The sequence below is a fragment of the Alterinioella nitratireducens genome, from assembly GCF_013155465.1.
Classification (GTDB): Bacteria; Pseudomonadota; Alphaproteobacteria; order Rhodobacterales; family Rhodobacteraceae; genus Alterinioella; species Alterinioella nitratireducens.
This window is the reverse complement of the sequence record NZ_JABJVX010000010.1, coordinates 67745-91180: the sequence shown is the minus strand read 5'-3', so window position 1 is coordinate 91180 and position 23436 is coordinate 67745. Positions and strand designations below refer to the sequence as shown.

Below are 23436 nucleotides of genomic sequence, written 5' to 3'. Positions count from 1 at the left end.
GTCGACCGAGCGCTTACCCCGCATATAACCTTTGTAAAAGAAAGACTTCCGAGCTGTCCTTCACCTTGACGCCACGGCTTTTCGGGATGATCTGCCCATCGACCGAAATCGAAACACCCTTGTCGATGGCAGGCTTGAGGCCGGGATAATCCTTCACCAGATTGTCCAGCAATTGCCCGACCGTCTCGCCCTCCACTTCAACGACCTCGCGACCATCGACCAGGGGCCGCAGCCCCGACCAGAGATGCACCTGAACCATCAGTCCCGCGCCTTGATTGCGGCCAGGACGCGGGGCGGCGTCAGCGGCAGTTTCTTCATCCGCACCCCGATGGCGTCACGCACCGCGTTGGCGATGGCGGGCAGGGGCGGGGTGATCCCGGTCTCGCCCACACCGCGCACGCCGTAGGGGTGGCCGGGGTTCGGCACCTCGACGATGACGGTGTCGATCATCGGCAGATCCGAGGCCACGGGCACGCGGTAATCCAGGAAGATGGGGTTTTGCAGCCGCCCATCCTCGCCGTAGATATATTCCTCGTTCAGCGTCCAGCCGATGCCCTGCACCGCGCCGCCCTGGAACTGGCCCTCGACATAAGCCGGATGGATCGCCTTGCCCGCATCCTGCACCACCAGGTAGCGCAGGATCGTGGTGCGCCCGGTTTCGGGATCGACCTCGACATCGACGACATGAGTGCCGAAACTGCCGCCGAACCCGTCCGGCGTGCTCTCGTGATGGCCCGAGATCGGCCCGCCCGTGCTGCCCATCTCGGCCGCGATCTCGGCAATGGTCAGCGGATCGAACTCACCCGCATTGGGGCCGGAGGGTTTGGCGCAGCCGTCCTCCCAGGTCACGGCGTCGGCGTCGATGCCCCATTTGTCGGCGGCGCGCTGGCAGAGTTTTCGGGTTGCCTCACGCGAGGCCTCGATGATGGCGAGGCCGCTGGCGAAGGTGGCGCGGCTGCCATGGGTTGGCTCGTTGATGCCGAGCGAGCCGGTATCGGCGATGGAGACGCGCACGTTTTCGTAAGGAATACCAAAGGCTTCCGCCGCCATCAGCGCCATGGATGCGCGGGAGCCGCCGATATCGACCGTGCCGATCGAGACCTGCACCGAGCCGTCATCGCCGATCGCGACCGAGGCCGAGGTTTCCCCGCCCCAGTTCATCCAGTAGCCCGAGGCGACGCCGCGCCCCTGGTTGGGGCCGAGCTTGACCGAATAATTCGGATGCGCGCGGGCTTCCTCCAGCGTCTCGATCAGGCCGACGGGCGGAAACTTGGGACCGAAAGTGGCGGGCGTGCCTTCCTTGACCGCGTTTTTCAGCCGCGTCTCGATGGGGTCGAGACCCAAGCCACGGCAAAGCTCATCCAGCACGCTTTCGGTGGCAAAGGCCCCCATCGGCGCACCGGGCGCGCGGTAGGCGGCCTGTTTCGGGCGGTTGGTCATCACGTCATAGCCGACATGATGCACATGTTCGATGTCGTAATTGGCAAAGGCCAGCATCGTGGTCACATCGACCGGCGCGCCGGGGAAGGCCCCGCCCTGCATCCGGAAGGTGCCGGAGGCCGCCGTGATCTTGCCCTCCTTGGTCATGCCCATCTTGATATCCATCGACGCGGACGCGGTCGGGCCGGTGGCGCGCAAGACCTCCGAGCGGCTCATCACCAGCTTGACCGGACGGCCCGCCTTGCGGCTGAGCGCCAGCGCCACGGGGTCGATGAACACGGTGGTCTTGCCGCCGAAGCCGCCGCCGATTTCCGACGGAGTGACGCGCAGTTGCGTGGCCTCCAGCCCGAGGACAGCGGTGCACATCTGGCGCACGAACCAATGGCCCTGCGTGCAGCACCACAGGTCGCCCTTGCCATCCGCGCCCAGGTTGGCGACGCAGGCATGCGGCTCGATATAGCCCTGATGCGCGGCTTCGGTGGTGAAGCTTTCCTCGATCACCAGGTCGGCCTCGGCAAAGCCCTTTTCCAGGTCGCCGCGCCCCGATTCCATGTAGCGCACCACATTGGGGTGCATCCCCTCGGGCACCGAGTAATCGGCGGCGCCCTCGCGGATTACCGGGGCATCCTCGGCCATCGCCTTGTCCACATCGGTGACATGGGGCAGAACCTCGTATTCCACCTCGATCAGCTTCAGCGCGTCGCGGGCAATCAGTTGCGACGTGGCGGCGACGGCGGCAACAGCATGCCCGTCATAGAGCGCCTTTTCCCCCGCCATCACGTTTTCCTGGATATTCCAGTCCTCGCCTTCCAGCCCCTCGGGGAAGTCGGCCCGCGTCACCACGGCCTTGACGCCCTTCAGCGCCAGCGCCTTGGTGGCGTCGATCTTGATGATTTTCGCATGTGCATGCGGGCTGCGCAGGATCGCGCCGTGCAGCATGCCGGGCATCGAGAAATCCGCGCCGAAGCGGGCCTTGCCGGTGACCTTGTCCCAGCCATCGGGCCGTTCTGGCCGGGTGCCGATATATTTGAAGTCCTGCTTGGGTCCGTCCAGTGCCATTACGACGCCTCCCGCATTTCCGCCGCCGCATCCATCACGGCGCGGATGATCTTGTCATAGCCGGTGCAGCGGCAAAGGTTGCCGGCCAGCCAGTAGCGCATTTCCGTTTCCGTCGGGTCGGGGTTCTTCTCCAGCAGCGATTTCGCCGCGACCAAGATACCCGGCGTGCAGATCCCGCATTGCAGCGCGGCATGTTCGATGAACTTGCGCTGGAGCGGGTGCAATGCGCCATCCTCGGCCATGCCCTCGATGGTGGCGATCTCCTTTCCTTGCGCCTCGGCCCCGAGGACCAGGCAGGAGCAGACCAGGCGACCGTCCATCGTGACCGAGCAGGCCCCGCAATCGCCGGTGCCGCAGCCTTCCTTTGCCCCGGTCAGGTCGAGATGGTCGCGCAGGCAATCCAACAGCGTCTCGCGCGGCTCGCAGAGGTATTCGACCTCGTCGCCGTTGACCTTGGTGGTGACGTGGATCTTGCTCATGACTGTTCTCCCTTGGCGCGGGCATAGGCGATCTTGGCGGCGCGGCGGGCCAGGACACCGGCCACATCGGTGCGGAACTCGACCGTGCCGCGCTTGTCGTCGATGGGCTCGCAGGCGGCGCGGGCGGCCTTGTCCAGCGCCTCCAGTGCCGCGTCGTCCAGCGTGGTGCCGATGAGTGCGTCGGCGCAGGCCTGCACCGCGCGGATGGTGGGGGCGACGGCGCCCAGGACCACGCGGGCCTCGGTGATGGTGTCGCCGTCCACGCGCAGGTTCACGGCGCAGCCGACAACGGCAATGTCCATTTCCGTGCGCGGGATGAAGCGCAGATAGGCGTCGCCGCCATTCTCGCCCCGCGCCGGGATGTTGAGGGCCGAGATCACCTCGCCTTTTTCAAGGCAGGTCTTGCCCGGCCCGGTCGGGATGTCTGCCACGGCCACGTCGCGGGCCCCGTTCGGGCCGGTCACGGTCACGCTTGCCCCGGCGGCGACGAGGGCTGGCACTCCATCGGCGGCGGGCGAGCCGTTGCAGAGGTTGCCCACCAGCGTCGCGCGGCCCTGGATCTGGGTCGAGCCGATCAGGTCCATGCCCTCGACGATACCGGGCCAGTCGCGGCCCAGGTCGGGATGTTCCGTCATCTCGGCACCCGCGACCGCGACGCCGATGCGCCAGCCGCCATCCTCCTGGCGCGCGATCTCCTTCACGCCGGGGATGTGCTTGACGTCGATGAGGTCGTCGGGCGTCACCAGGTCGGAACGCAACTGCACCAGAACATCGGTGCCGCCTGCCAGGAACCGCGTGGTGCCGGAGGCTGATGCGGCGATCCTGCTCGCCTCCTCGAAACTGGGTGGGGTGTGATATTGCATGGGGCTACCTTGAGGGTTGGCTTGGGGGACGTGCCCCCCGTATTTGCCCACACCCTAACGCGCCATGCGGCAATGTCGATGCTTCCGGGGCGGATTTTTTCGCCCTCGACGCCGCCCTCCGGCCCTGCCGGGATCGGGCAATCGGGGCGATCAGGGAAAGCGGAAATCCGGCAGTCCCGCGAAGGCATTGCGCAGGGCCACGCCCCACCCCGAGGAGATTTCCTCGAAATAGGGGTCGCCTTCCGCGATGCGCAGGACGCGGCCCCTGGTCAGGGATCCGGCCTCGTAGACATGCAGATCCAGCGGCAGGCTGACCGAGAGGTTGGCCTTGATCGTGGAATCGAACGAGACCAGCAAGAGCTTAACCGCGTCCTCGAAGGACATGTCGGGGTTGAAGGCGCGCACCAGGATCGGGCGGCCATACTTGGTCTCGCCGATCTGGAAATAGGCGGTGTCCTCGCTGGCCTCGATGAAATTGCCCTCGGGGTAAACCAGGAAAAGCCGCGGCTCGCCCGCGCCGACCTGGCCGCCCAGGATGATCGTGGCGCCGAAAGCGGCGTCGGCCTTCTGGCCTTCCTCGGAATGGGTGGCGATGACCTCTTTCAGGGTCTCGCCCACCAGGGTCGCGACCTGGAACATCGATTCACACTGATAGATGCCGGGATTGCGCGCGCCGGGTTCCTTGGACCGCTCTTCCAGCAGGCTGATCACCGCCTGCGTGGTGGCCAGGTTGCCCGCCGTCATCACCGTGATCGAGCGGTCGCCCGCCACGTCGAAATGGAACATCTTGCGGAAGGTCGAGATATTGTCGACGCCCGAATTGGTGCGGGTGTCGGACATGAAGACCAGCCCGCGATTGAGTTTCAGCCCCACGCAATAGGTCATGCGCGCGTTCCTTTGTGAAAGAGGGTCGCGCCTTCTACGCCTGCTATTGCTGCACTTGCAAGTGGACTTGCAGCGCCTCCTGGCCGGGGCCGCGACGAATACCCATGATCGGCATCGCATCGCGGTAATCGCGCCCGATGGCGACCCGGACATAGCGGGCATCTGGCGAAATGCCGTTCGACACGTCGAAGCCGACCCATCCAAGCGCCTCGGTCCAGACCTCGCACCAGGCATGGCTGGCATCCTGGTCGATGCGGTCGTTCATCATCAGGTAGCCCGAGACATAGCGCGCCGGGTGGCCCATCTGGCGGGCCGCCGAGATCATGATATGGGCGTGGTCCTGACAGACGCCGTGGCCTGCCTGCAACGCGCCCTCGGCGGTGGTGTCGCTGTCGGTGCGGCCCGTCTCATAGGTGACCTGCCCGCCGATCCGGGCCGACAGCGCATGCAGCCGGTCGAGCGCATCCGCCCCGTCCGTCTCAGCCGCGACCGCATCGGCAAGGGCCTGCACCAGCGGCCCGGGCGCGGTCATCGGGGTCGACGCCTCGAACAGCCAGAGCGGGGCGAGCCCGCGATGCTTGCCGACGACGCCGTTATTGTCCGCGACCTCGACCGTGCCTTCGCTGACGATCTCGATCCGCGCGGTGCCGGGATCGGCCTTCAGAAGCTCGGTGACATTGCCGTATTGATCGTCGAAGCCAAGCTGCCGGGTCGCGCCGGTGATCTGCATCGACCAGTCCAGCACCTTCTGCCCCGCGCCGCTGCGCGGTGTCAGGCGCAATTGCTGCAACGCATAGGCGACGGGTTCGTCATAGCTGTAGGTCGTCTTGTGGGTGATCTTCAGGTGCATGGGCACGCTCATTCGTTGAACCGGTAATCGACCTGGATCTGGCCGGCCAGGGTCGCGTTGTCAGTGATGCAGGCCCTCAGGAACTCGTGCACGCCCTCGTCGAAGATCATCTCGATGGTGACCTCCTCCAGCCGTTCGGCGTTTCTTCGCGCCAGATCGTGACAGGGGTGGCGCTGGCCGTAATTCTGTTCCAGCCGCGCAAGGCTTTCGCCGATCTTCAACTGGCAAAACGCCAGCGAGCGCGGCATCCGCAGATCGAGGATCAGGAAATCGGCGATCGAGAGCGGCGACATCTCACCGCCATTGAGCCAGCGATAGGAGCGCGCCGCCGAGACCGAGCGCAGGATCACATCCCATTGCACATTGTCGATGGAGCCGCCGACATGCGCCATCGAAGGCAGGAGGACATAGTATTTCACATCCAGGATGCGCGCGGTGTTGTCGGCGCGTTCGACATAGGTGCCGATATGCGAGAACGAGAAGATGTCGTTGCGCAGCATGGTGCCGTGCAGCGCGCCGCGCACCATCGAGGAGCGGTTGCGCACCAGCATCAGCGTCTCGTGCAACTGGCGCTCCGAGACAGGTCGCGCCAGCGCCTTCTTCAGCACCATCCAGGTCTCGTTGGTGGCCTCCCAGACCTCGGAGGACAGCGCCGTGCGCACCAGCCGCCCGTTGCTGCGCGCCGCCGCGATGCAGGACATGACCGAGGACGGGTTGCCCTGGTCGCGCAAGAGGTAGTCGATCACGTTCTCCGCGTCATAGCTGTCATGCCTGGCCTCATAGCCCGGCTTGATGCCCGCGGTTGTGATGACCGATTCCCACTCGTTCTCGCCCTCGTCATCGGCGGCGGTCAGCGCGATGCGCCATCCCGCCTCCAGCAGGCGGGCGGTGTTTTCGGCGCGTTCGAGATAGCGGAACATCCAGAACAGCCCGCCAGCGGTTTTTCCCAGCATCATGGCTTAATCCCCCAACACCCAGGTGTCCTTGGTGCCGCCGCCCTGGCTGGAATTGACCACCAGCGAGCCTTTCCTGAGCGCCACCCGCGTCAGGCCGCCCGGCGCCATTTCCACCCGGTCGGGCGAGACCAGGACGTAAGGGCGCAGATCGACATGGCGCGGTGCCAGCCCCGCCTTCGTCAGCACCGGCACGGTGGACAGCGCCAGCGTCGGCTGCGCGATGTAATTGCCGGGGCGCGCGCGCAGCTTGGCGGCGAAACTGGCCAGTTCCTTGCGGCTGGCGGCAGGCCCCACCAGCATCCCGTATCCGCCCGAGCCATGCACCTCCTTGACCACGAGATCCTTGAGGTTTTCCAGCACATGAGCCAGCGCGTCGGGCTCCGAGCAGCGCCAGGTCGGCACGTTCTTCAGGATCGCGCGTTCGCCGGTATAGAACTCGACGATTTCGGGCATGTAGGAATAGAGCGCCTTGTCGTCAGAGATGCCGGTGCCGGGTGCGTTGGCGATGGTGATGCGCCCCGCGCGGTAGACATCCATGATGCCGGGGACGCCCAACAGGCTTTCGGGGTTGAAGGTCAGGGGATCGAGATAGTCATCGTCGATGCGCCGGTAGATCACGTCGACGGGCTTGAACCCTTCGGTGGTGCGCATGGCGACGCGGCCATCCTCGATCCGCAGATCGGTGCTTTCGACCAACTCCACCCCCATCTGATCGGCCAGGAAGGAATGTTCGAAATAGGCCGAGTTGTGGATGCCGGGGGTCAGGACGGCGATGCACGGCTTGGGATTGCCCGGATCGGGCGGGGCGCAGGCGGCAAGCGAGCGGCGCAGCATCTGCGGGTAATTGCCGACCGGGCGCACCTTGAGCTTGGCGAAAAGCTCGGGGAACATCTGCAACATGGTTTCCCGGTTTTCCAGCATGTAGCTGACGCCCGAGGGGGTGCGCGCGTTATCCTCCAGCACGTAGAACTCGTTCTCGCCGGTGCGCACCAGGTCGGTGCCGACGATATGGGTATAGACCCCGCCGGGCGGGTTCACGCCGATCATCTCGGGCAGGTAGGCGGCGTTGCGGGCGATGATCTCCCGCGGGACGCGGCCCGCGCGCAGGATTTCCTGCCGGTGGTAGATGTCATGGAGAAAGGCGTTGAGCGCGCGCACCCGCTGCTCGATCCCGCGTTCCAGCGCGGCCCATTCCCGGCCGCCGATGATGCGCGGGACGATGTCGAAAGGGATCAGACGCTCATCCGCCTCGTCCTGGCCGTAGACATTGAAGGTGATGCCGATGCGGCGAAAGAATTCCTCGGCCTGGGTGGACTTGCGGCGCAGATCCTTGATGTTTTCCTGCTGGAACCAGCGAAAATAAGCCTCATAGGGTTGCCGGGCGCGGTCGCCGCCCACCAACATCTCGTCAAAACAGGGTTTTGCGTCAGTCATCGCCTGAGCATTGAGGAATTCCCGCACGATAGCAACAGCGCGCCCCGCAAGCCGCGTGACAACACCCCCCGCCGCGCCTAAAACATCAGCGCCGACGCGTAACGGAAGGGCGGTTCATGAAGATCGGATATGTCATTTCGCCGGGGCGTGGCGACCTGGACCTGGTGTTGCACGGCTTTGCCCATGCGTTGATGGGGCAGGGGGTGCGGGTCGCGGGGATCGTCCAGACCAACAGCGATTGCGGCCCCGGCAAGCCCTGCGACATGGATGTCGAGGTGCTGCCGGGTGGCCCCGTGCTGCGCATCAGCCAGGATCTTGGCCCCGGCGCGCGCGGCTGCCGTCTTGACGCCGCCGAGTTGGAGCGCGCGGCGGGGCTGGTCGAGGCGAGCCTGGAGGCTGGCGCCGACCTTCTGGTGATCAACAAATTCGGCAAGCAGGAGGCCGACGGGCGCGGCTTTCGCCCGCTGATCGGCATGGCGCTGACGCGCGGGATTCCGGTGATCGTGGGGCTGAACGGGTTGAACAAGCCGGTGTTCGAGGCGTTCACGGAGGGCATGGCCACCTCGGTCGCGCCCGAACGCGGCGCGCTGGTGGCCTGGTATCAGGGATGAGGCGGGCCACAAAGCGCGGCCCGCCTGCAAGACGCCTCACATCTGGCACTGATCCGCATAGGCATCGCCGCGATCTTCCAGCGCCACGCCGATGATCGAGTTGGTCAGCACATCGCCCTCCATCACCACCTCGCGGACATAGATGTCCTGGATCGGGTGATGGTTCGGCCCGAAGGTGAAATCGCCACGCACGCTGTCGAAATCCGCCGCCTCCAGCGCCGCGCGGAAAGCGTCGGCATCGTCCGGGTGTGCCACGTCCAGCGCGCTCAGCATCAGGTTGGCGGTGTCGAACCCCTGGCTGGCATAGAGCGAGGGCAGGCGGCCATATTCGGCCTGGAAGCTCTCGACAAAGGCCACGTTGGCCGGGTTGTCCAGGTCGCGGTTCCATTGCGAGGTGTTGCGCACGCCAAGGGCCGCCTCGCCCACGGCCTGCAAGATGCCCTGGTCAAAGCTGAAGGCGGGGCCAATGAGCGGAATATCGACACCGGATTCGGCGTATTGGCGCATGAAGGAGATGCCCATGCCGCCGGGCAGGAAGAAGAACACGCTGTCGGCGCCCGAATTGCGGATCTGGCTGATCTCGGCGGCATAATCGCTCTGGCCGAGCTGGGTGTAGACCTCCTCGGCGACATCGCCTTCAAAGAAGCGCTGATAGCCCGCCAGCGCGTCGCGGCCCGCCGGGTAGTTCGGCGCGAGGATGAAGGAATTGGTGTAGCCTGCTGTGTTTGCGTAAGCGCCCGCCGCCTCGTGCAGGTTGTCATTCTGCCAGGCGACGTTGAAATAGTTCTCATGACAACCCGCGCCCGCCAGTTGCGACGGCCCCGCATTGGGCGAGAGGTAGAAGAGCCCCTGCGCAGTCGCCGAGGGCACCACGGCCATGGCGAGGTTGGACCAGATGATGCCGGTCAGGATGTCCACATCGTCGGACTGGATCAGCCGGTCGGCCAGTTGCACGGCGCGGTCCGGCGCGCGTTCGTCATCCTCGATGATGACCTCGATATCGTCGCGGCCCGCCTGCGCCATGGCCAGCATGAAGCCGTCGCGCACGTCGATGCCAAGCCCCGCGCCGCCGCCCGAAAGCGTGGTGATCATACCGACGGTGACGCCTTGCGAATGGGCGTCAGCAAATGCCATCGGCGCGGCGGAGGCCATCAGCGCGGCCAGTCCCAGTGTTTTCAGCTTCATTGTCATCTCCCCTTTTATGGTTGTCTCTAGAAGGCCTTGAAGGTCAGCGTCGTCAGGGTGCGTTCGATCCCCTCCACATCGCCGAGCCTCTCGTTGATGTAGCGGCCGATATCCTCCTCTTTCGGGATGATCAGCTTGACCAGCAGGTCATATTCGCCGCTGGTCGAGAACAGCTCGGCATGGATTTCCTTGAGCACGATCTTGAAGGCCACGTCATAGGTGGTGCCGGGTTTGCAGCGGATCTGCACGAAAACGGTTTGCATGTGGACGCCTCCCTTGTCGGGCCACAACAGAAACCGGATCGGGCCGGGGATCAAGCGGCAACTGCCCCTGGCCCATTGGCTCAGGTCAGGGCGAGATCCTGATAGAAGCCGCCCGTCTCATGGGCCTCTGATGGGACGATCCGCAAGCCTGGCGGTCTTGCGCTCTGTCGCTACGGCATTTTCCGTCTTGTCCGATCCAGATAGTATCGGAAGGCGCGTTCGACCGCAGGGCAAGGCGGCGTCTTTCGATTCAATTCAAACGCAAAGTGCTCTAGGGTTTGCCTCATGTCCACGCCCGCCCATGTCACTTTCTTCCTGCTCCCCGGCTTCAACCTTGCCGCGCTGGGTGCCGCGGCGGGCGTGTTGGCCGAGGAGGCGCGGCATATCCCCTTCACAACCATGGGGCTTGACGGGGCGCCCGTGTCCGCCAGTTGCGGCATCGCCCTGCGCCCTGATCAGCGGGCCGAGGAGATGGCGGCGGAGACCGCGATCCTGATCATCCTCGCGGGTCGGGATCAGGAAGCCGAGACCGTCGAGGCGGCACTGGTCGTCCTGCGCCGGGCGCGGCGGCGGGGCGTTGTGCTTTGGTCCATCGGCGCGGGTGTGCTGCTGCTGGCGCGGCTCGGGCTTGAACCGGGCGCGCAGATCACCGCCCATCCGGACCTGGCTGAAGCCCTGCGCGGCCTGACGCGCCGGGTCGATATCTCCCATGTCCCCTTTGTCTGGTCGCCGGGGCTGGCGACGGCGCGCGCGACGGGGGCCGCGGCGCTAATGCGCCACGCGCTGGCCGAGGCGCGGATCGCGGCGGCGGAGGACATCGCCAGGCGCGCCGAGGTCGCCCGGTCGCTGCTGGAGCCGGTCGAGGAGCGCTATGACACCAGCCACAAGACGGTGCTGGCCGGGCTGTCAGTGATGCGCGAGAACCTGTTCCAACCCCTGCCGATCTCGGTTATCGCGGCGCGGGTGCAGGTCTCGGAACGGCAGTTGTCGCGGCTTTTCGAGCGTGAGCTTGGCGACACGCCGCAGCCCGTCTACCGCGCGATGCGGATGGAGGCGGCGCGGGTCGAGGTGCGCGACGGTCGCCGCCCGATGCAGGAGATCGCGCGCGATTTCGGCATGGACTCGGGCCATTTTTCCAAGACCTATCTCAAGCAGTTCGGCATCGCGCCCTCGGCCGACCGGCGCAGCGTGATCGACGGGGGGAACGTGAATGGGTGATGGGCGCGGGCCGCTTGCAGGTGTGAAAGTGGTCGAGATGGTGGGGCTTGGCCCCGGCCCGTTCGCAGGGATGATGCTGGCCGATATGGGGGCCGATGTGCTGGCCATCGACCGGCCCGGAGGCGTGTCGATCAGCCTCAGCCACGATATCTGCCGCCGGGGCAAGCGCGTCGTGGAACTGGACGTGAAAACGCAGGCCGGACGCAAGGCCGCGCTGGAGGAGATTGCCGGCGCCGACGCGCTGATCGAGGGCAACCGCCCCGGCGTGATGGAACGGCTCGGGCTGGGGCCCGCGGACTGTCACGCGGTCAACCCCCGTCTGGCCTATGGCCGCATGACCGGATGGGGGCAGGAGGGGCCGCTGGCCCATGCGGCGGGGCATGACCTGAATTACATCGCGCTGGCGGGCGCGCTGCATCCGATGGGGGCCGCGGACCGGCCCCCGCCGGTGCCGCTGAACCTGGTCGGCGATTATGGCGGCGGGGCGCTGTTTCTGGTCGTGGGGCTGCTGGCCGCGATCCATGAGGGGCGGGGCCGGGTGGTCGATGCGGCGATGGTCGACGGGGCATCGCTGATGATGTCGATGTTCCATTCCCTGCGCGCCTCCGGCTGGTGGCAGGACGCGCGCGCGTCCAATTTTCTCGACGGGGCGGCGCATTTCTACGGCTGCTACGCGTGCAGCGACGGCAAGTTCGTCTCGGTCGGCGCGATCGAGGCCCCCTTCATGAAGGTGCTGATCGACAAGGCCGGATTGCCCGAGATCTGGCTGCAGCGGCACATGGACCGCGCGGCATGGCCGGTGCTCAAGGCGGAACTGACGGCGCTTTTCGCCACTCGCACGCAAGCCGAATGGTGCGACCTGCTGGAAGGCTCGGATGCCTGCTTTGCCCCCGTCCTGCCGTTCTGGGAGGCGCATACCCACCCCCATGCCGTTGCGCGGGGCGCCTTCGTGACGCGGGACGGCGTCACAGAACCCGCCCCCGCGCCGCGCTTTTCCCGGCCCGGTCCGGCTTGATTGTGCTTGGGTGCTTGGCAGGGCGCGGGGCGGCTGATACGCCCTGAGCAGAAGCGTCAGGGAGGACCAGCCGCCATGGATATCAAACCGATCACCGACGATCTGGCCGTTTCGTCGCAGATCTCGCCCGAAGACGTGCCCGCCATCGCCAAGGCCGGGTTCCGCTCGATTCTGTGCAACCGGCCCGACAGCGAAGGCGCGGAGCAGCCCGAATTCGACCGCATCGCCGAGGCCGCCCGCGCGCACGGGCTTGAGGTGCGGTTCCAGCCGGTCATTTCGGGCCAGGTGGAAGACCGCGATGCCACCGAATTCGGCGCGCTCCTGGAGGCGCTGCCGGCGCCGGTGCTGGCCTATTGCCGCAGCGGCACGCGCTGCGCGATCCTCTGGGCGCTGTCGCAGGCGGGCACGCAATCGCCCGACGACATCCTGAAAGCCACGAGCGATGCGGGCTATGACCTGTCGGCCCTGGCCCCGCGCCTGAAAGGCGATTGACCCGTCAGGTCTTGAGCGAATAGAGCGCGGCGGGGCGATGCCGCCCGCCGCTGGTCTTTTCCTTCAGGTCTTCCAGATCCCAGTTCGCCGCGATCCATTTGCGGAAATTGCGCTTGTCCAGCGGCTCGCCCTTCAGGGTCTCGAACACGGCCTGCGCCTGCGCCAGGGTAAACTTCTTCGGCAGGAACTGGAACGCGGCCAGCGCGGTTTCCGTCACCCGGTTGGTGACCTTGTCGGCCAGACGCGCCCGCGCATCGGCCAGGATCTTGTCGTGGTCGAAGGCCAGGGGCGGCAATTCGTCCATGTCGAACCATTGCGCATCCGACGCGTCGGTCGAGGCCGCCAGGATCATCGTATCGGACGGCACCAGCGCCATGAAGGCGACCGTGACCACGCGTTCGCGCGGGTCGCGGTCGGGCTTGCCATAGGCGCCGAGCTGTTCCAGCGGCATGTCCTTGACGCCGGTTTCCTCCTCCAGTTCGCGCGCGGCACCCTCGATCAGGTCTTCATCCATCTTGATGAAGCCGCCGGGGATCGCCCAACTGTCTTTGAACGGCTCGATGAGGCGCTGGATCAGGAGGACGTTCAGCCGTCCGTCGCGAATGGAAAAAATGCAGATGTCGGCGGTGACCGCCGGATGCGGAAACTCATAGGTATAGCTCATATATGCTCAAATCGCCGGCTCTTGCCCTCCGGCCCCTTTCGTCCAAGGCCCTGTCCCCGGGCAATTCGTATGTGTAGAATCAACACATGAAAATGCCCTGTCCGTCAATAGGGTTGGCCGGCCCTTCGGGACAGAAAAGGGCCGGCCGGACGATCCGGGAGGGGGGGACAGGGAGAAACGGATCGTCGTCTGGGGTAGGGAAATTCCCTAAGCACGGGGCGGCGCGGTCATCGCGCCTCTACAATCAATTGGGCCTGGCAAAGCGCGGGCGAATAGGTGCCGACCCAGATGTCATACGTGCCGGAACCGGCCTGGGGCAGGCGGAGGGACGGCTGCAATGCGCCGCCGGTGTCGTCATCGAAAAACCATGTCGCATTGGCCGTGTTGACCAGAAGCGTGGTGTCGCAAGCGCTCTCGACCCGAAGGTTGAGGTCGGCCCCCTGCACGGACTGGTAATTCAGCTCGAAATCGGGGATGGCGGCGACGAAGCCGGTGCCCGGAACCGGGCAGCCGTTCAGATTGGCGCGGCCACCGGCGACCACGTCATAGCGCTGCGGGGCGCGAAATTGCTGCTCCGAGCCCGAAATATTGGCGCGGGCATCATACTGCCAGGTGGGGCAATCGGCCCGGGCCGCGCCTGCCGTGAGGGAAACGGCAAGCGCGAGGGGGGCGGCGAGGGTCAAGGCCAGAGCGCGGAGTGTCATCGGATCTGTCCTTTCTTCATCTGGCCGCAAGAGGCGGCGTTGGGGGGAGGGCGCTGGTCTCTTGCGTCCGGTGAGTGTCGTTATGCCATCCTATTTAAGTGTTGTAAATACACTAACAAGAGCCAAGGGTGGAAAACCGAGAAATTTCCTGATAGATGTTTGAAATCGTTTGTTTCTTTTTTCACATTTCCAACGCCTCCGTGATGCCATGCTGCCGCAACCCATTGGTAAACAACTGGTTTCCACACCAGTGAAGGGCTGGATTTTTCAGCATCCGCAGGGCTTGATGTTCTGAGATGGCCGAGAGATCCCGAATCTTCATCTCCTACTCCCACAAGGACCGGGAGCGCGCAGATTTCCTGTGCGACGCGCTGCGTGAGCGGGGCCATCCCGTCCTGATCGACCGCGAGGGGATCTTCGAGGCCGAACATATCAGCGCCCGCATCCGCGAGATGATCCAGGGCTCGGACGTGGTGGTGCCGGTGCTCGGCCCCAACTGGATCGAGAGCCCCGCCTGCCGGATGGAGATGCACCTGGCGCTGGAGCTCAACAAGCGCCTCCTGCCTGCCGCCTTCGAGGATGTCGGCCCGATCCTTCCCGACGAGATCCGCGAGATCAACTATGTCCGATTCTACGGGCGCGGCGGCGACCGGGAAAATGCGCTGAACCGACTTGACCGGGCGCTGGATCGCGATATCGCCTGGGTGCGCGACCATACGCGATACGGCGAACTGGCAAGCCGATGGGCCAGCGGCGCGGGGCTGGAGCCGCGCGGGCGCGAACTCAAGGACATGCAGCGCTGGATCGAGCGGCGCCCGCGCGATGCGCCCGAACCCACCGAGGAACAGCGCGCCTATCTGCGGGCAGGCCAGCGCCACCGCAAGATCACAAGATGGGTCAGCAGCTTCACCATCGGCGCGCTCAGCATGGCGGCGATGATCATCGGCTTTTTCTGGCTGTCGAACCGGCAATGCGAGAGCATGCGGGATTGGGCCAGCGAGGCGGAAACGCTGGAGCCTGTCGCCGCGATCCGCCTGATGCTGCCGGCCGCGGCGATGTCGCTCTGTCGCGCCGACGATGCCTGGCTGCAAGTATTGGGAGAGCTTGGCCGCGCCGTGCAGGGCCAGCGCCTGCGCGCCATGATCACGCTGCCCGACACCCATGCGCAATTCATCGACTTCCTGCCCGGATCGGGGCAGGTGATCACGGGCGGCCTGGACGGCCATGCAATGCTCTATGATCCCGCGACGGGCGCGGCGATGGCCGATGGTCCGGCCATGCCCGACAGGGACGTGGCCCCGCGTGTGCTGCTGGACCAGGGCCTGTTCCTGGCGCTGCACGACACCCGCGCCACGGTCTGGAACCCCGAAACCCGCTCCGTGTTGGGGATGCCCTATCGCGGGGCCGCGCGGGTGCTGGCGGCCACGCTCAGCCCCGATCGCGATACGCTGGTGGTGGCGACGGCGGCGAACCAGCTGCGGTTCCATTCGCTGATCTCGGGCCGTGCGCTGCGCGAACCGCTGGACCTCGGTGACGATATCACCGCGCTCTCCTTCGTGCCCGACAGCGCCCGCGTGGTGGTCGCGGCGGGCCCGACGTTGCGCGTGATCGACCTGGTCCCGGCGCTGGACGGGCGGTCCGCGGGGCTGGAGCATGTGCTGCCGATGCCGGGGCCGGTGACGACGCTGTCGGTCTCGGCCGATGGCAGCACGGTCGCGGCGGCATCGGGCAACCAGGTCGGGGCCTGGGATCTGACCACATTCGATGAGCTTCTGACCCCGAGCGAGCTCTATCTCGGCGGCGTCAACATCCTCGGCCTCGGCCTCTCGCCCGACGGGCTGCGCATGGTGGTGGGGGCCGATGACAACCGCGCGCGGGTGCATGACGTGCCGACGGGCAAGATCCTCCTCAACCTCCTGGGCCACCGCGATCCGGTGCAGACGGTGCGGTTTTCGCCGCGTGGCGATCTGGTTCTGACCCATGATGCGGCGGGGGTGATGCGGCTTTTCGATGTCTCCACCGGCCTGCTGGTGCCGACGATCCCGAACCAGATGGTCGAGGCGGTGATTTCCGCGACCGAGGCCGGGGCCAATGCCTCGCGCAAGGAACTGGAGGGGACGGGGATCCGAATCTCGGTCCTGCCGAACCAGGAAAACGTGCTGGCGCTGCGCCACGAGGGCGACGGCGCGCCGCCCTTCTACAACAACCGCCTGCTGCATGAGGGGTTCGTCACCTCGATGGCGCTGTCGTCGGATGAGAGGCTCTTGGTCACCGGCGCCGATGACGGGCAGGTGCGGGTCTGGGACACGCAGACCGGGCTGCAGCTTTACCAGTTTTCGCATTCACGCGACGCGCTGGTGCCCTTCGTCGGGGCCGATTTCACGCCCGAGGGCGATCACATCGTGTCCTGGGACAGCAATGAGGTGCGCCAGGTCTGGGCGATCGAGCCGTTGCAGGGCGACCTCTTCCAGACCGCCTGCCGCCTGCTGCCCTTCCAGGACGGCGTGCGCAGCGTCGAGGCCGTGGATGCCGTCGCGGCAGCCGACCCGCCGCCCGATCCTTGCGACAACGTGCGGCTTTTGCCGCAATGGGGCGCGATCCTGGGGCTTGGCGGCGGCTGACCGGCCCGCCCCCCATGTCTCAGGACATGGAAAACACGACCGCATCCCCTTGCAGCCCCCCGCGGGCGCACATAGGATTCGAGGCCAAGCAACCCAAACCCGAGGCAGGCCCGATGCAAGATCCCCATGAGTTTTACATGAACACGCTGGTCCCGATGGTGGTCGAACAGACCAGCCGGGGCGAACGCGCCTACGACATTTTCTCGCGCCTGCTGAAGGAACGGATAATCTTCCTGTCCGGCCCCGTGCATGACGGGATGAGTTCCCTGATCGTGGCGCAGCTTCTGCACCTGGAGGCCGAAAACCCGTCCAAGGAAATCAGCATGTATATCAACAGCCCCGGCGGCGTCGTGACCTCCGGCCTGTCGATCTATGACACGATGCAGTACATCAAGCCCAAGATTTCCACGCTGGTGGTGGGGCAGGCGGCCTCGATGGGCTCGCTGCTGCTGACGGCGGGCGAGCCGGGGATGCGCTATTCGCTGCCCAACAGCCGCATCATGGTCCACCAGCCCTCGGGCGGGTACCAGGGCCAGGCCACGGATATCATGATCCACGCCAAGGAGACCCAGAAACTCAAGGACCGGCTGAACCAGATCTATGTGAAACACACCGGCCAGAAGCTTGAGGCCGTGGTCGATGCGCTGGAACGCGACAACTTCATGGATCCCGAACAGGCCAAGGAGTGGGGCCTGATCGACGAGATCGTCGAGAATCGCAGCGCGGTCGAAAGCTGATATCGGGGCGCCCTGCGTGACCCCTCGCGGATCACGCAGGCGTTAACCCCATGGCGCGCAAAACGATACATTTTCACGTTGTGGTGCGGTTTTGCCTGCTTTAGGCTTGCCCGACAGGAACGGGACGGGCGCGGCCAAGCGCCCCCGACATGACAGAGCGAAACCCGGCTAAAGGTATTTTGGACATGGCGAATTCTTCCGGCGGCGACTCGAAAAACACGCTCTATTGCAGCTTCTGCGGCAAGAGCCAGCACGAGGTGCGCAAGCTGATCGCCGGACCGACGGTGTTCATCTGCGACGAATGTGTCGAGCTGTGCATGGACATCATCCGCGAGGAGACCAAGTCGGCCGGCCTCAAATCCTCGGATGGCGTGCCCGCGCCCAAGGAGATCTGCGAAGTTCTGGACGATTACGTGATCGGCCAGATGCACGCCAAGCGGGTGCTCTCGGTCGCGGTTCACAACCATTACAAGCGCCTGAACCATGCCGGGAAATCCGAGATCGAGCTGGCGAAATCCAACATCCTGCTGATCGGCCCCACCGGCTGCGGCAAGACGCTGCTGGCGCAGACGCTCGCGCGCATCCTCGACGTGCCGTTTACCATGGCCGATGCCACGACCCTGACCGAGGCCGGTTACGTGGGCGAGGATGTCGAGAACATCATCCTCAAGCTCCTGCAGGCCAGCGAATACAATGTCGACCGGGCGCAGCGCGGCATCGTCTATATCGACGAGGTCGACAAGATCACGCGGAAATCCGACAACCCCTCGATCACCCGCGACGTGAGCGGGGAAGGGGTGCAGCAGGCGCTTCTGAAGATCATGGAAGGCACCGTCGCCTCGGTGCCGCCGCAGGGCGGGCGCAAGCATCCGCAGCAGGAATTCCTGCAGGTCGATACCACGAATATCCTGTTCATCTGCGGCGGCGCCTTCGCCGGTCTCGACAAGATCATCGCGCAGCGCGGCAAGGGCAGCGCCATGGGCTTCGGCGCCGATGTGCGCGATGACAGCAACAAGTCGGTGGGCGAATACTTCAAGGATCTCGAACCCGAGGATTTGCTGAAATTCGGCCTGATCCCGGAATTCGTCGGCCGCCTGCCCGTGATCGCCACGCTGGAGGATCTGGACGAGGATGCGCTGGTCACCATCCTGACGCAGCCCAAGAACGCGCTGGTCAAGCAGTATCAGCGCCTGTTCGAGCTTGAGGATGCGCGGCTGAAATTCACCGACGACGCGCTGAAAGCGATCTCCAAGCGCGCCATCGCCCGCAAGACCGGCGCGCGTGGCCTGCGCTCGATCATGGAGGATATCCTGCTCGACACCATGTTCGACCTGCCCGGCACCGATGGCGTCGAAGAGGTTGTGGTGAACGAAGAGGCCGTGACCTCGGACGCGCAGCCCCTGATGATCTATGCCGAGCGCAAGAAGGACGAATCCGCCACGGCGGGGTGATGCCCTCACTGCGATCGCGAATTGAACCGCCCCTTCCGAGCCCCTTGCCCGGAAGGGTTTTTCATGGGCTGCGCAGGGGGCGAATGCCGCTCGATTCCGGAATTTTTCCGCGACGTTTCGGAATCGACGCGCCATGTTCGAAACCAGTAGGTAAGTCGTAACCGCCCCCATCGGCCCGGAAAGGACGCCCCATGATCTATGCCGACATGTTCCTGCGCGGGGCGGCGATCGCCCTTGGGCTTCTGTGTGCCGTGGCGCTGATGGCGCGGCCTGAGATGCGCCGCGTCGGATGGCCGGTGACCGCCTTGATGCTGACCAAGGCCAGCTACCTGATCGGCTCGGCCCCCGGCATTGCCGATTTGCCCGATGGCTGGCGCCCGTTGCTGACGGGCGGCGCGATCCTGCTGCCGCTGGCCTTTTCCTGGCTGGTGGTCGAGATCTTCCTCGACGCCCCGCAAGACCGCTGGCCCTGGCTTGGCGTGGCGGGGGCGGGCGTGGCCCTGTCCCTGGCCAGCCTGGTCTGGCCGCCGCTGGACATCGCGCGCGGGCTGCTGCTTCTGGGGCTCTATGTCTCGCTGCTCTGGCTTGGCCTGACCACGGCGCGCAACGACCTGGTGGAGCATCGCCGCCGGTTCCGTCCCGGTTTCCTGGCCGCGATGGCGCTGTTGGGGGTGGCCGTCACGTCCGTGGAACTGGTCAAGGCACAGATCGACCTGCCGCTCTTCATCTACCCGCTACAGGCCGCCGCGTTCCTGGCCCTGTCCTTTGCCTTCGCGCTCTGGGTGCTGAACCCGTCCGCCGACCTGTGCTGCGAAACCGCGCCGCGCCCGGTGCCGGAAACCCGCCGCAAGGCCGCCATCGACGCCGCGGTGATCGACGACCTCAATGCCGCGATGGCGGGGGGCATCTGGAAGCGGGAAGGGCTGACCATCGCCGCGCTCGGGGCCGAGATCGGGGTGCCGGAACATCGGCTGCGCGCCGTCATCAACCAGCGGCTCGGCTTTCGCAACTTCCCGACCTTCATCAACAGCTACCGGATCAAGTCCGCGCAGGCGGCGCTGGCCGATCCCGCGCAGGCACGTCGCACGATCCTGGAGATCGCCTATGCCAGCGGCTTCGCCTCGCTCGGGCCGTTCAACAAGGCGTTTCGCGACCGGACCGGCGAAAGCCCGAGTGAGTATCGCGCGCGGCTCCTCGATTCCGCACAATCCGCGCCGGTTCCCGAAAATCACATCGCCATTTCGAAATCGGAGCGACCAAGGCCGGTCTGACCCCCAGATCAGGGACATCACCGCAACCGAATGGAGATGTCCAAGATGAAACGCACGATCCTGACCGCCGCCCTTCTGGCCCTTGTCGCGGGCCCCGCCCTGGCCGATTGGGGGCCGAGGTTTCCGCCGCATTGGCCGACACCCGAGACGCCCGCACCGGTCACCCGGCTCGACGCGCCCAAGTGATCAGCGCAACCACAGCTTCTCGCGTTTCAGGCGGTTTCGGATCGCCTGTTCGCGCCGGGGCAGGTCCGCGCGGTCAAAGAGCGCGCGGGCCTTTTCGCCCTTGCCCTGGAAGATCATCCGCCGCATCGGCTCATAGCCTTTCAGCACCTTCTTGACCCAGTTGGGCGTGGTGACTTCCTCCAGCACCTTGACCACGCGGTCGGATTCGCGGGCGTAGAGCAGTGGCAGAACCCGGTAATGGCAGGTGGTGCGCCCGTCCAGCCAGCCGGGCTCCAGCGCCTCACGCCCGCCACTGAGCGAATGGATCACAAGCGGCAGGGCAACCTGGTCAAGCCACGGGTCCATGACCTGGCAGACCAGTTCCTCGGGCGGGTTGTCGCGGATCTCCAGCGCGTAATGCAGGAAACGTTCGCCGAATACGTGCGGGCAGGTGTAGTAGAAGAACCCGGCGTTGAAATAGAGGTAGCGGCGCCAGTATTCATCGGGCTGGCTTTCATCCAGCGAGCTGTTGAAATCCAGCCCGAACCGATCATAGAGCGATTTCCAGATCGCCCCGTAGCCCGGCCCGTAAAGCTCGATCTGCGGCCAGGTGCCTTCCACCTTCAGCGAGGCGGAGGGGCGGTCGAAATCGAAGGGCACCTGCGCGATGTCGTCCAGCACCAGCGTATCGGTATCGAAGAACACGAAAGGCTCGCCCTTGGGCAGGGCCGTCAGCATCTCGATCTTGTTGCCATAGGGGTAGTCCTGCCCGAAATGGCGCGCCTCGAAGGGCACGATCTCGACCTTGAGCCGCTCCAGCAGCGCGCGCACCTCACCGTCGCCCATCTTCGGGTTGCCGGACCATTTCGGCCCCGGCTGCGGCTCGGCGACGAAAAGCCTGCCCTTGAATTTCGGATTGGCGGCGCGAAACGAGGCTGCGAAAAGCGCCGCCTCATATTGCAGCCGCCCGTTCTGGCCGACGACGACGACGTTGAAATCCTTGCGGTTTGCCATGCTGCCCGGCCCGTTCTGCCTTGTGCTTTTGCGCCACTCTACCCGTGCGGGCGCGCGCAATCCACGCCAAATCGGGGCCGATTGCGCCTTGACCCGGCGGCCCAAATCGCGTGTTGTCGCCCGCGATGGTTTCCCGGCGGTTGAGCGTGCCGCAGGGGATGAAAAGGGAATACGGTGAGGAGGAGCCAAAGCGCGCCGAATCCGTAACTGCCCCCGCAACTGTAAGCGGCGAGCGCGGCCAGATATGCCACTGGAGGAGATCTCCGGGAAGGTTGGCCCCGCGCGACTACCCGCGAAGTCAGGAGACCTGCCATCACCTGGTTGAAACGTTTCGGGCGGGGTGCCCGGGGGAGACAGTCGATGGCGATCCAGTTGCTTTCCTGTTTGCGCGCAGCGCCCCGTTGGGGTGCAGGATGCAGGCAACGCTTTATCTGATCTCTCAGGCTTATGTCAGCGCCGGACGGCTGGCGCGGATGAGCGGGAGATTGCTGGCCGAAACGCCGGGCAAGGCCGCTGTCGTGCGGCTGGAGCGCGAGGGCGCGGGGCTGTGGCGCGCGCTCGATGACCTCGCGGGGCAGGGCGCGCGCGAGATCACGCTGCGCCCGCTCGGCCTGCCGATGTCGCAAAGCCTCTTGGCCTGGCTGCCGGGGGCGGCGGGGGAATGGCTGTCGCGGGCCGAGAACGCGGGCGTGACGCTCTTCATGGCCGAGGACGCGGCGGCGGATGAGGCGGTGCTGACCAGCATCGCAACCGCCAAACCGTCCCGCGTCGCCATCCCGCCCGACCCGCAAGGCGCAAGGGGCAAGGGCTGGGACGCGCCGCCCGCGCATCGCCACCATATCCTTGTCTGCACCGGCCCGCGCTGCCACCTGCGCGATGCGCCGGACTTCGCCGCGCTGCTGAAATCCGAGATCGGGCGCGCGGGGCTGGATCGCGACTGCCTCGTCACCACCACCGGGTGCCTTTTCCCCTGCAATGCGGGGCCGTCCCTTGTCGTCTATCCGCAAGGCGACTGGTTCTCGCTGCCCGATGCCGATGCCGTGCGCGCCTTCGTCCAGACCGTTCTGCGCGGCGGCGCGCCCCTTCCCCGATACCAGACCTTCAGCCGGAAAGACTGCCATGAACCCGTTTAAACCCACCCTCCTGATCGCCGCCATGCTGGCCGCACCCACGCTTGCGCAGGAAGCCGTGGTTCAAAGTTGCGGCGGCACATTCGCCTATGACACCGCCCCCACCCGTTCCATCACGCTGAACCAGCAGGCGACCGAAGTGATGCTGGCGCTTGGGCTCGAACGCTCCATGGTCGGCACCGCCTATATGGACGATGCCATCCTGCCGCAGTGGCAGCGGGCCTATGACTCTGTCCCGGTCCTCTCCGAGCGCTACCCGGCGCGCGAGGTGGTGCTGTCGGCGGAGCCCGATTTCCTCTTCGCGGGGTTCGGCTCGGCCTGGTCCGAGGATAACCTGGGCGCCGAGGCGGAATGGCATGACCTCGGCATCGGCACCTATCTTGTCGCCGCCTCCTGCGATGCCACCCATCCGCAGGATCAGCGCCTGACCACGCAACCGATCCTGACCGATATCGCGGTGATCGGCGACATTTTCGGGGTCGAGGAACGCGCCGCCACGCTGATCGACCAGGTCGAGGCGCGGCTGGCCGAGGCGGCGCTGGCGCAGGCGGGGCGCGGGCAAAGCGCCTTCATCTATGACAGCGGCGACGCGGTGCCCTATTCCATCGGCTGTTGCGGCGGGCCGGGTCTGCTGGTGGAAACCGTGGGCCTGACCAATATCGCGGGCGATCTGGAAGGGCGATGGGTCGACCTGGCCTGGGAGGCCGTGGTGGCCGCCGACCCGGATGTGATCGTGCTGATCGAGGCCGATTGGTCCTCGGCCGCCGAGAAACGCGAATACATGGAGGCCGACCCGGTCCTGTCGGAGCTGTCCGCCGTGCAAGCGGGCCGTTTCGTCACCATCCCCTTTTCGCAAACCGTCTTGGGGATGCAATTCGCCGATGGGCTGGACAACCTCTCGGCGCAGCTCGACGCGCTGAACTAGGGCC

Annotated in this window: 24 protein-coding genes and 1 riboswitch; of the genes, 11 read left to right on the top strand and 13 right to left on the bottom strand. The window is 65.7% G+C overall.

Features of this window, described 5'->3' with window-relative positions:
• Positions 1–13: 13 nt before the first annotated feature.
• The 8 genes from HNS34_RS15670 to HNS34_RS15635 form a co-directional block, all read right to left on the bottom strand.
• Complete coding sequence (locus tag HNS34_RS15670; RefSeq protein WP_172321039.1) at positions 14–259, bottom strand: MoaD/ThiS family protein; 246 nt, start codon at positions 257–259, stop codon at positions 14–16.
• A complete protein-coding gene (locus HNS34_RS15665; RefSeq protein ID WP_172321038.1) occupies positions 259–2499 on the bottom strand; it encodes a xanthine dehydrogenase family protein molybdopterin-binding subunit in 2241 nt (746 codons plus the stop codon). Before HNS34_RS15665 ends, HNS34_RS15670 begins: the two co-directional genes overlap by 1 nt.
• Positions 2499–2978, bottom strand: coding sequence for a (2Fe-2S)-binding protein (locus HNS34_RS15660; protein ID WP_172321037.1), 480 nt, complete (start codon positions 2976–2978; stop codon positions 2499–2501). Before HNS34_RS15660 ends, HNS34_RS15665 begins: the two co-directional genes overlap by 1 nt.
• Positions 2975–3841, bottom strand: a complete 867-nt coding sequence (locus HNS34_RS15655; RefSeq protein ID WP_172321036.1) for an FAD binding domain-containing protein — start codon at positions 3839–3841, stop codon at positions 2975–2977. Before HNS34_RS15655 ends, HNS34_RS15660 begins: the two co-directional genes overlap by 4 nt.
• Positions 3842–3991: 150 nt before the next feature.
• Positions 3992–4726, bottom strand: a complete 735-nt coding sequence (locus HNS34_RS15650) for a proteasome-type protease (RefSeq protein WP_172321035.1) — start codon at positions 4724–4726, stop codon at positions 3992–3994.
• A 43-nt stretch (positions 4727–4769) separates the two neighbouring features.
• A complete protein-coding gene (locus HNS34_RS15645; protein WP_172321034.1) occupies positions 4770–5576 on the bottom strand; it encodes a transglutaminase family protein in 807 nt (268 codons plus the stop codon).
• A gap of 8 nt (positions 5577–5584) precedes the next feature.
• The gene (locus HNS34_RS15640; protein WP_172321056.1) at positions 5585–6529 is read right to left on the bottom strand and encodes an alpha-E domain-containing protein; all 945 of its coding nucleotides are present in this window, start codon (positions 6527–6529) and stop codon (positions 5585–5587) included.
• A gap of 6 nt (positions 6530–6535) precedes the next feature.
• The gene (locus HNS34_RS15635; RefSeq protein WP_172321033.1) at positions 6536–7966 is read right to left on the bottom strand and encodes a circularly permuted type 2 ATP-grasp protein; all 1431 of its coding nucleotides are present in this window, start codon (positions 7964–7966) and stop codon (positions 6536–6538) included.
• Positions 7967–8082: 116 nt separating this feature from the next.
• Between HNS34_RS15635 and HNS34_RS15630 the strand changes: the two genes are divergently transcribed.
• Positions 8083–8577: a DUF2478 domain-containing protein gene (locus tag HNS34_RS15630; protein ID WP_172321032.1), complete on the top strand. Its 495-nt coding sequence runs from the start codon at positions 8083–8085 to the stop codon at positions 8575–8577.
• 36 nt (positions 8578–8613) lie between these two features.
• Here HNS34_RS15630 and HNS34_RS15625 read toward each other — a convergent pair whose 3' ends face one another.
• Together HNS34_RS15625 and HNS34_RS15620 are read right to left on the bottom strand one after the other, a co-directional pair.
• The gene (locus HNS34_RS15625) at positions 8614–9762 is read right to left on the bottom strand and encodes an ABC transporter substrate-binding protein (RefSeq protein WP_172321031.1); all 1149 of its coding nucleotides are present in this window, start codon (positions 9760–9762) and stop codon (positions 8614–8616) included.
• 26 nt (positions 9763–9788) lie between these two features.
• Complete coding sequence (locus tag HNS34_RS15620; RefSeq protein WP_172321030.1) at positions 9789–10025, bottom strand: Lrp/AsnC ligand binding domain-containing protein; 237 nt, start codon at positions 10023–10025, stop codon at positions 9789–9791.
• A gap of 285 nt (positions 10026–10310) precedes the next feature.
• On the opposite strand from HNS34_RS15620, the gene HNS34_RS15615 reads away from it, so the two are divergent.
• The 3 genes from HNS34_RS15615 to HNS34_RS15605 all read left to right on the top strand — a co-directional run bounded on the left by HNS34_RS15615 (position 10311) and on the right by HNS34_RS15605 (position 12750).
• Positions 10311–11243: a helix-turn-helix domain-containing protein gene (locus HNS34_RS15615; RefSeq protein ID WP_172321029.1), complete on the top strand. Its 933-nt coding sequence runs from the start codon at positions 10311–10313 to the stop codon at positions 11241–11243.
• Positions 11236–12258, top strand: coding sequence for a CaiB/BaiF CoA transferase family protein (locus tag HNS34_RS15610; RefSeq protein ID WP_172321028.1), 1023 nt, complete (start codon positions 11236–11238; stop codon positions 12256–12258). The genes HNS34_RS15615 and HNS34_RS15610 overlap by 8 nt, the downstream gene beginning before the upstream one ends.
• Before the next feature lie 75 nt (positions 12259–12333).
• On the top strand, positions 12334–12750 hold the full coding sequence (locus tag HNS34_RS15605) for a protein tyrosine phosphatase family protein (RefSeq protein ID WP_172321027.1): 417 nt from the start codon (positions 12334–12336) through the stop codon (positions 12748–12750).
• A 4-nt stretch (positions 12751–12754) separates the two neighbouring features.
• Here HNS34_RS15605 and HNS34_RS15600 read toward each other — a convergent pair whose 3' ends face one another.
• Positions 12755–13414 carry an NUDIX hydrolase gene (locus HNS34_RS15600; protein ID WP_172321026.1) on the bottom strand — a complete coding sequence of 220 codons (660 nt, stop codon included), beginning with the start codon at positions 13412–13414 and terminating at the stop codon, positions 12755–12757.
• A gap of 227 nt (positions 13415–13641) precedes the next feature.
• On the bottom strand, positions 13642–14118 hold the full coding sequence (locus HNS34_RS15595) for a hypothetical protein (RefSeq protein WP_172321025.1): 477 nt from the start codon (positions 14116–14118) through the stop codon (positions 13642–13644).
• Positions 14119–14414: 296 nt separating this feature from the next.
• Between HNS34_RS15595 and HNS34_RS15590 the strand changes: the two genes are divergently transcribed.
• The 5 genes from HNS34_RS15590 (at position 14415) to HNS34_RS15570 (ending at position 20384) form a co-directional block, all read left to right on the top strand.
• On the top strand, positions 14415–16739 hold the full coding sequence (locus HNS34_RS15590; protein ID WP_172321024.1) for a toll/interleukin-1 receptor domain-containing protein: 2325 nt from the start codon (positions 14415–14417) through the stop codon (positions 16737–16739).
• Positions 16740–16852: 113 nt separating this feature from the next.
• A complete protein-coding gene (locus tag HNS34_RS15585; RefSeq protein ID WP_172321023.1) occupies positions 16853–17476 on the top strand; it encodes an ATP-dependent Clp protease proteolytic subunit in 624 nt (207 codons plus the stop codon).
• A 185-nt stretch (positions 17477–17661) separates the two neighbouring features.
• Positions 17662–18927 (top strand): ATP-dependent Clp protease ATP-binding subunit ClpX, encoded by a 1266-nt coding sequence (gene clpX / locus HNS34_RS15580; RefSeq protein WP_172321022.1) that lies wholly within the window; start codon positions 17662–17664, stop codon positions 18925–18927.
• A gap of 191 nt (positions 18928–19118) precedes the next feature.
• A complete protein-coding gene (locus HNS34_RS15575; protein WP_172321021.1) occupies positions 19119–20198 on the top strand; it encodes an AraC family transcriptional regulator in 1080 nt (359 codons plus the stop codon).
• Between the two features lie 45 nt (positions 20199–20243).
• A complete protein-coding gene (locus HNS34_RS15570) occupies positions 20244–20384 on the top strand; it encodes a hypothetical protein (protein WP_172321020.1) in 141 nt (46 codons plus the stop codon).
• Here HNS34_RS15570 and HNS34_RS15565 read toward each other — a convergent pair whose 3' ends face one another.
• Positions 20385–21377, bottom strand: coding sequence for a GT-B fold glycosyltransferase domain-containing protein (locus tag HNS34_RS15565; RefSeq protein WP_172321019.1), 993 nt, complete (start codon positions 21375–21377; stop codon positions 20385–20387).
• A 109-nt stretch (positions 21378–21486) separates the two neighbouring features.
• Positions 21487–21706: riboswitch (cobalamin riboswitch) on the top strand.
• 84 nt (positions 21707–21790) lie between these two features.
• Between HNS34_RS15565 and HNS34_RS15560 the strand changes: the two genes are divergently transcribed.
• Together HNS34_RS15560 and HNS34_RS15555 are read left to right on the top strand one after the other, a co-directional pair.
• Complete coding sequence (locus HNS34_RS15560; protein WP_172321018.1) at positions 21791–22510, top strand: (2Fe-2S) ferredoxin domain-containing protein; 720 nt, start codon at positions 21791–21793, stop codon at positions 22508–22510.
• Positions 22497–23432, top strand: a complete 936-nt coding sequence (locus HNS34_RS15555; RefSeq protein ID WP_172321017.1) for an ABC transporter substrate-binding protein — start codon at positions 22497–22499, stop codon at positions 23430–23432. Before HNS34_RS15560 ends, HNS34_RS15555 begins: the two co-directional genes overlap by 14 nt.
• Positions 23433–23436 lie beyond the last annotated feature (4 nt).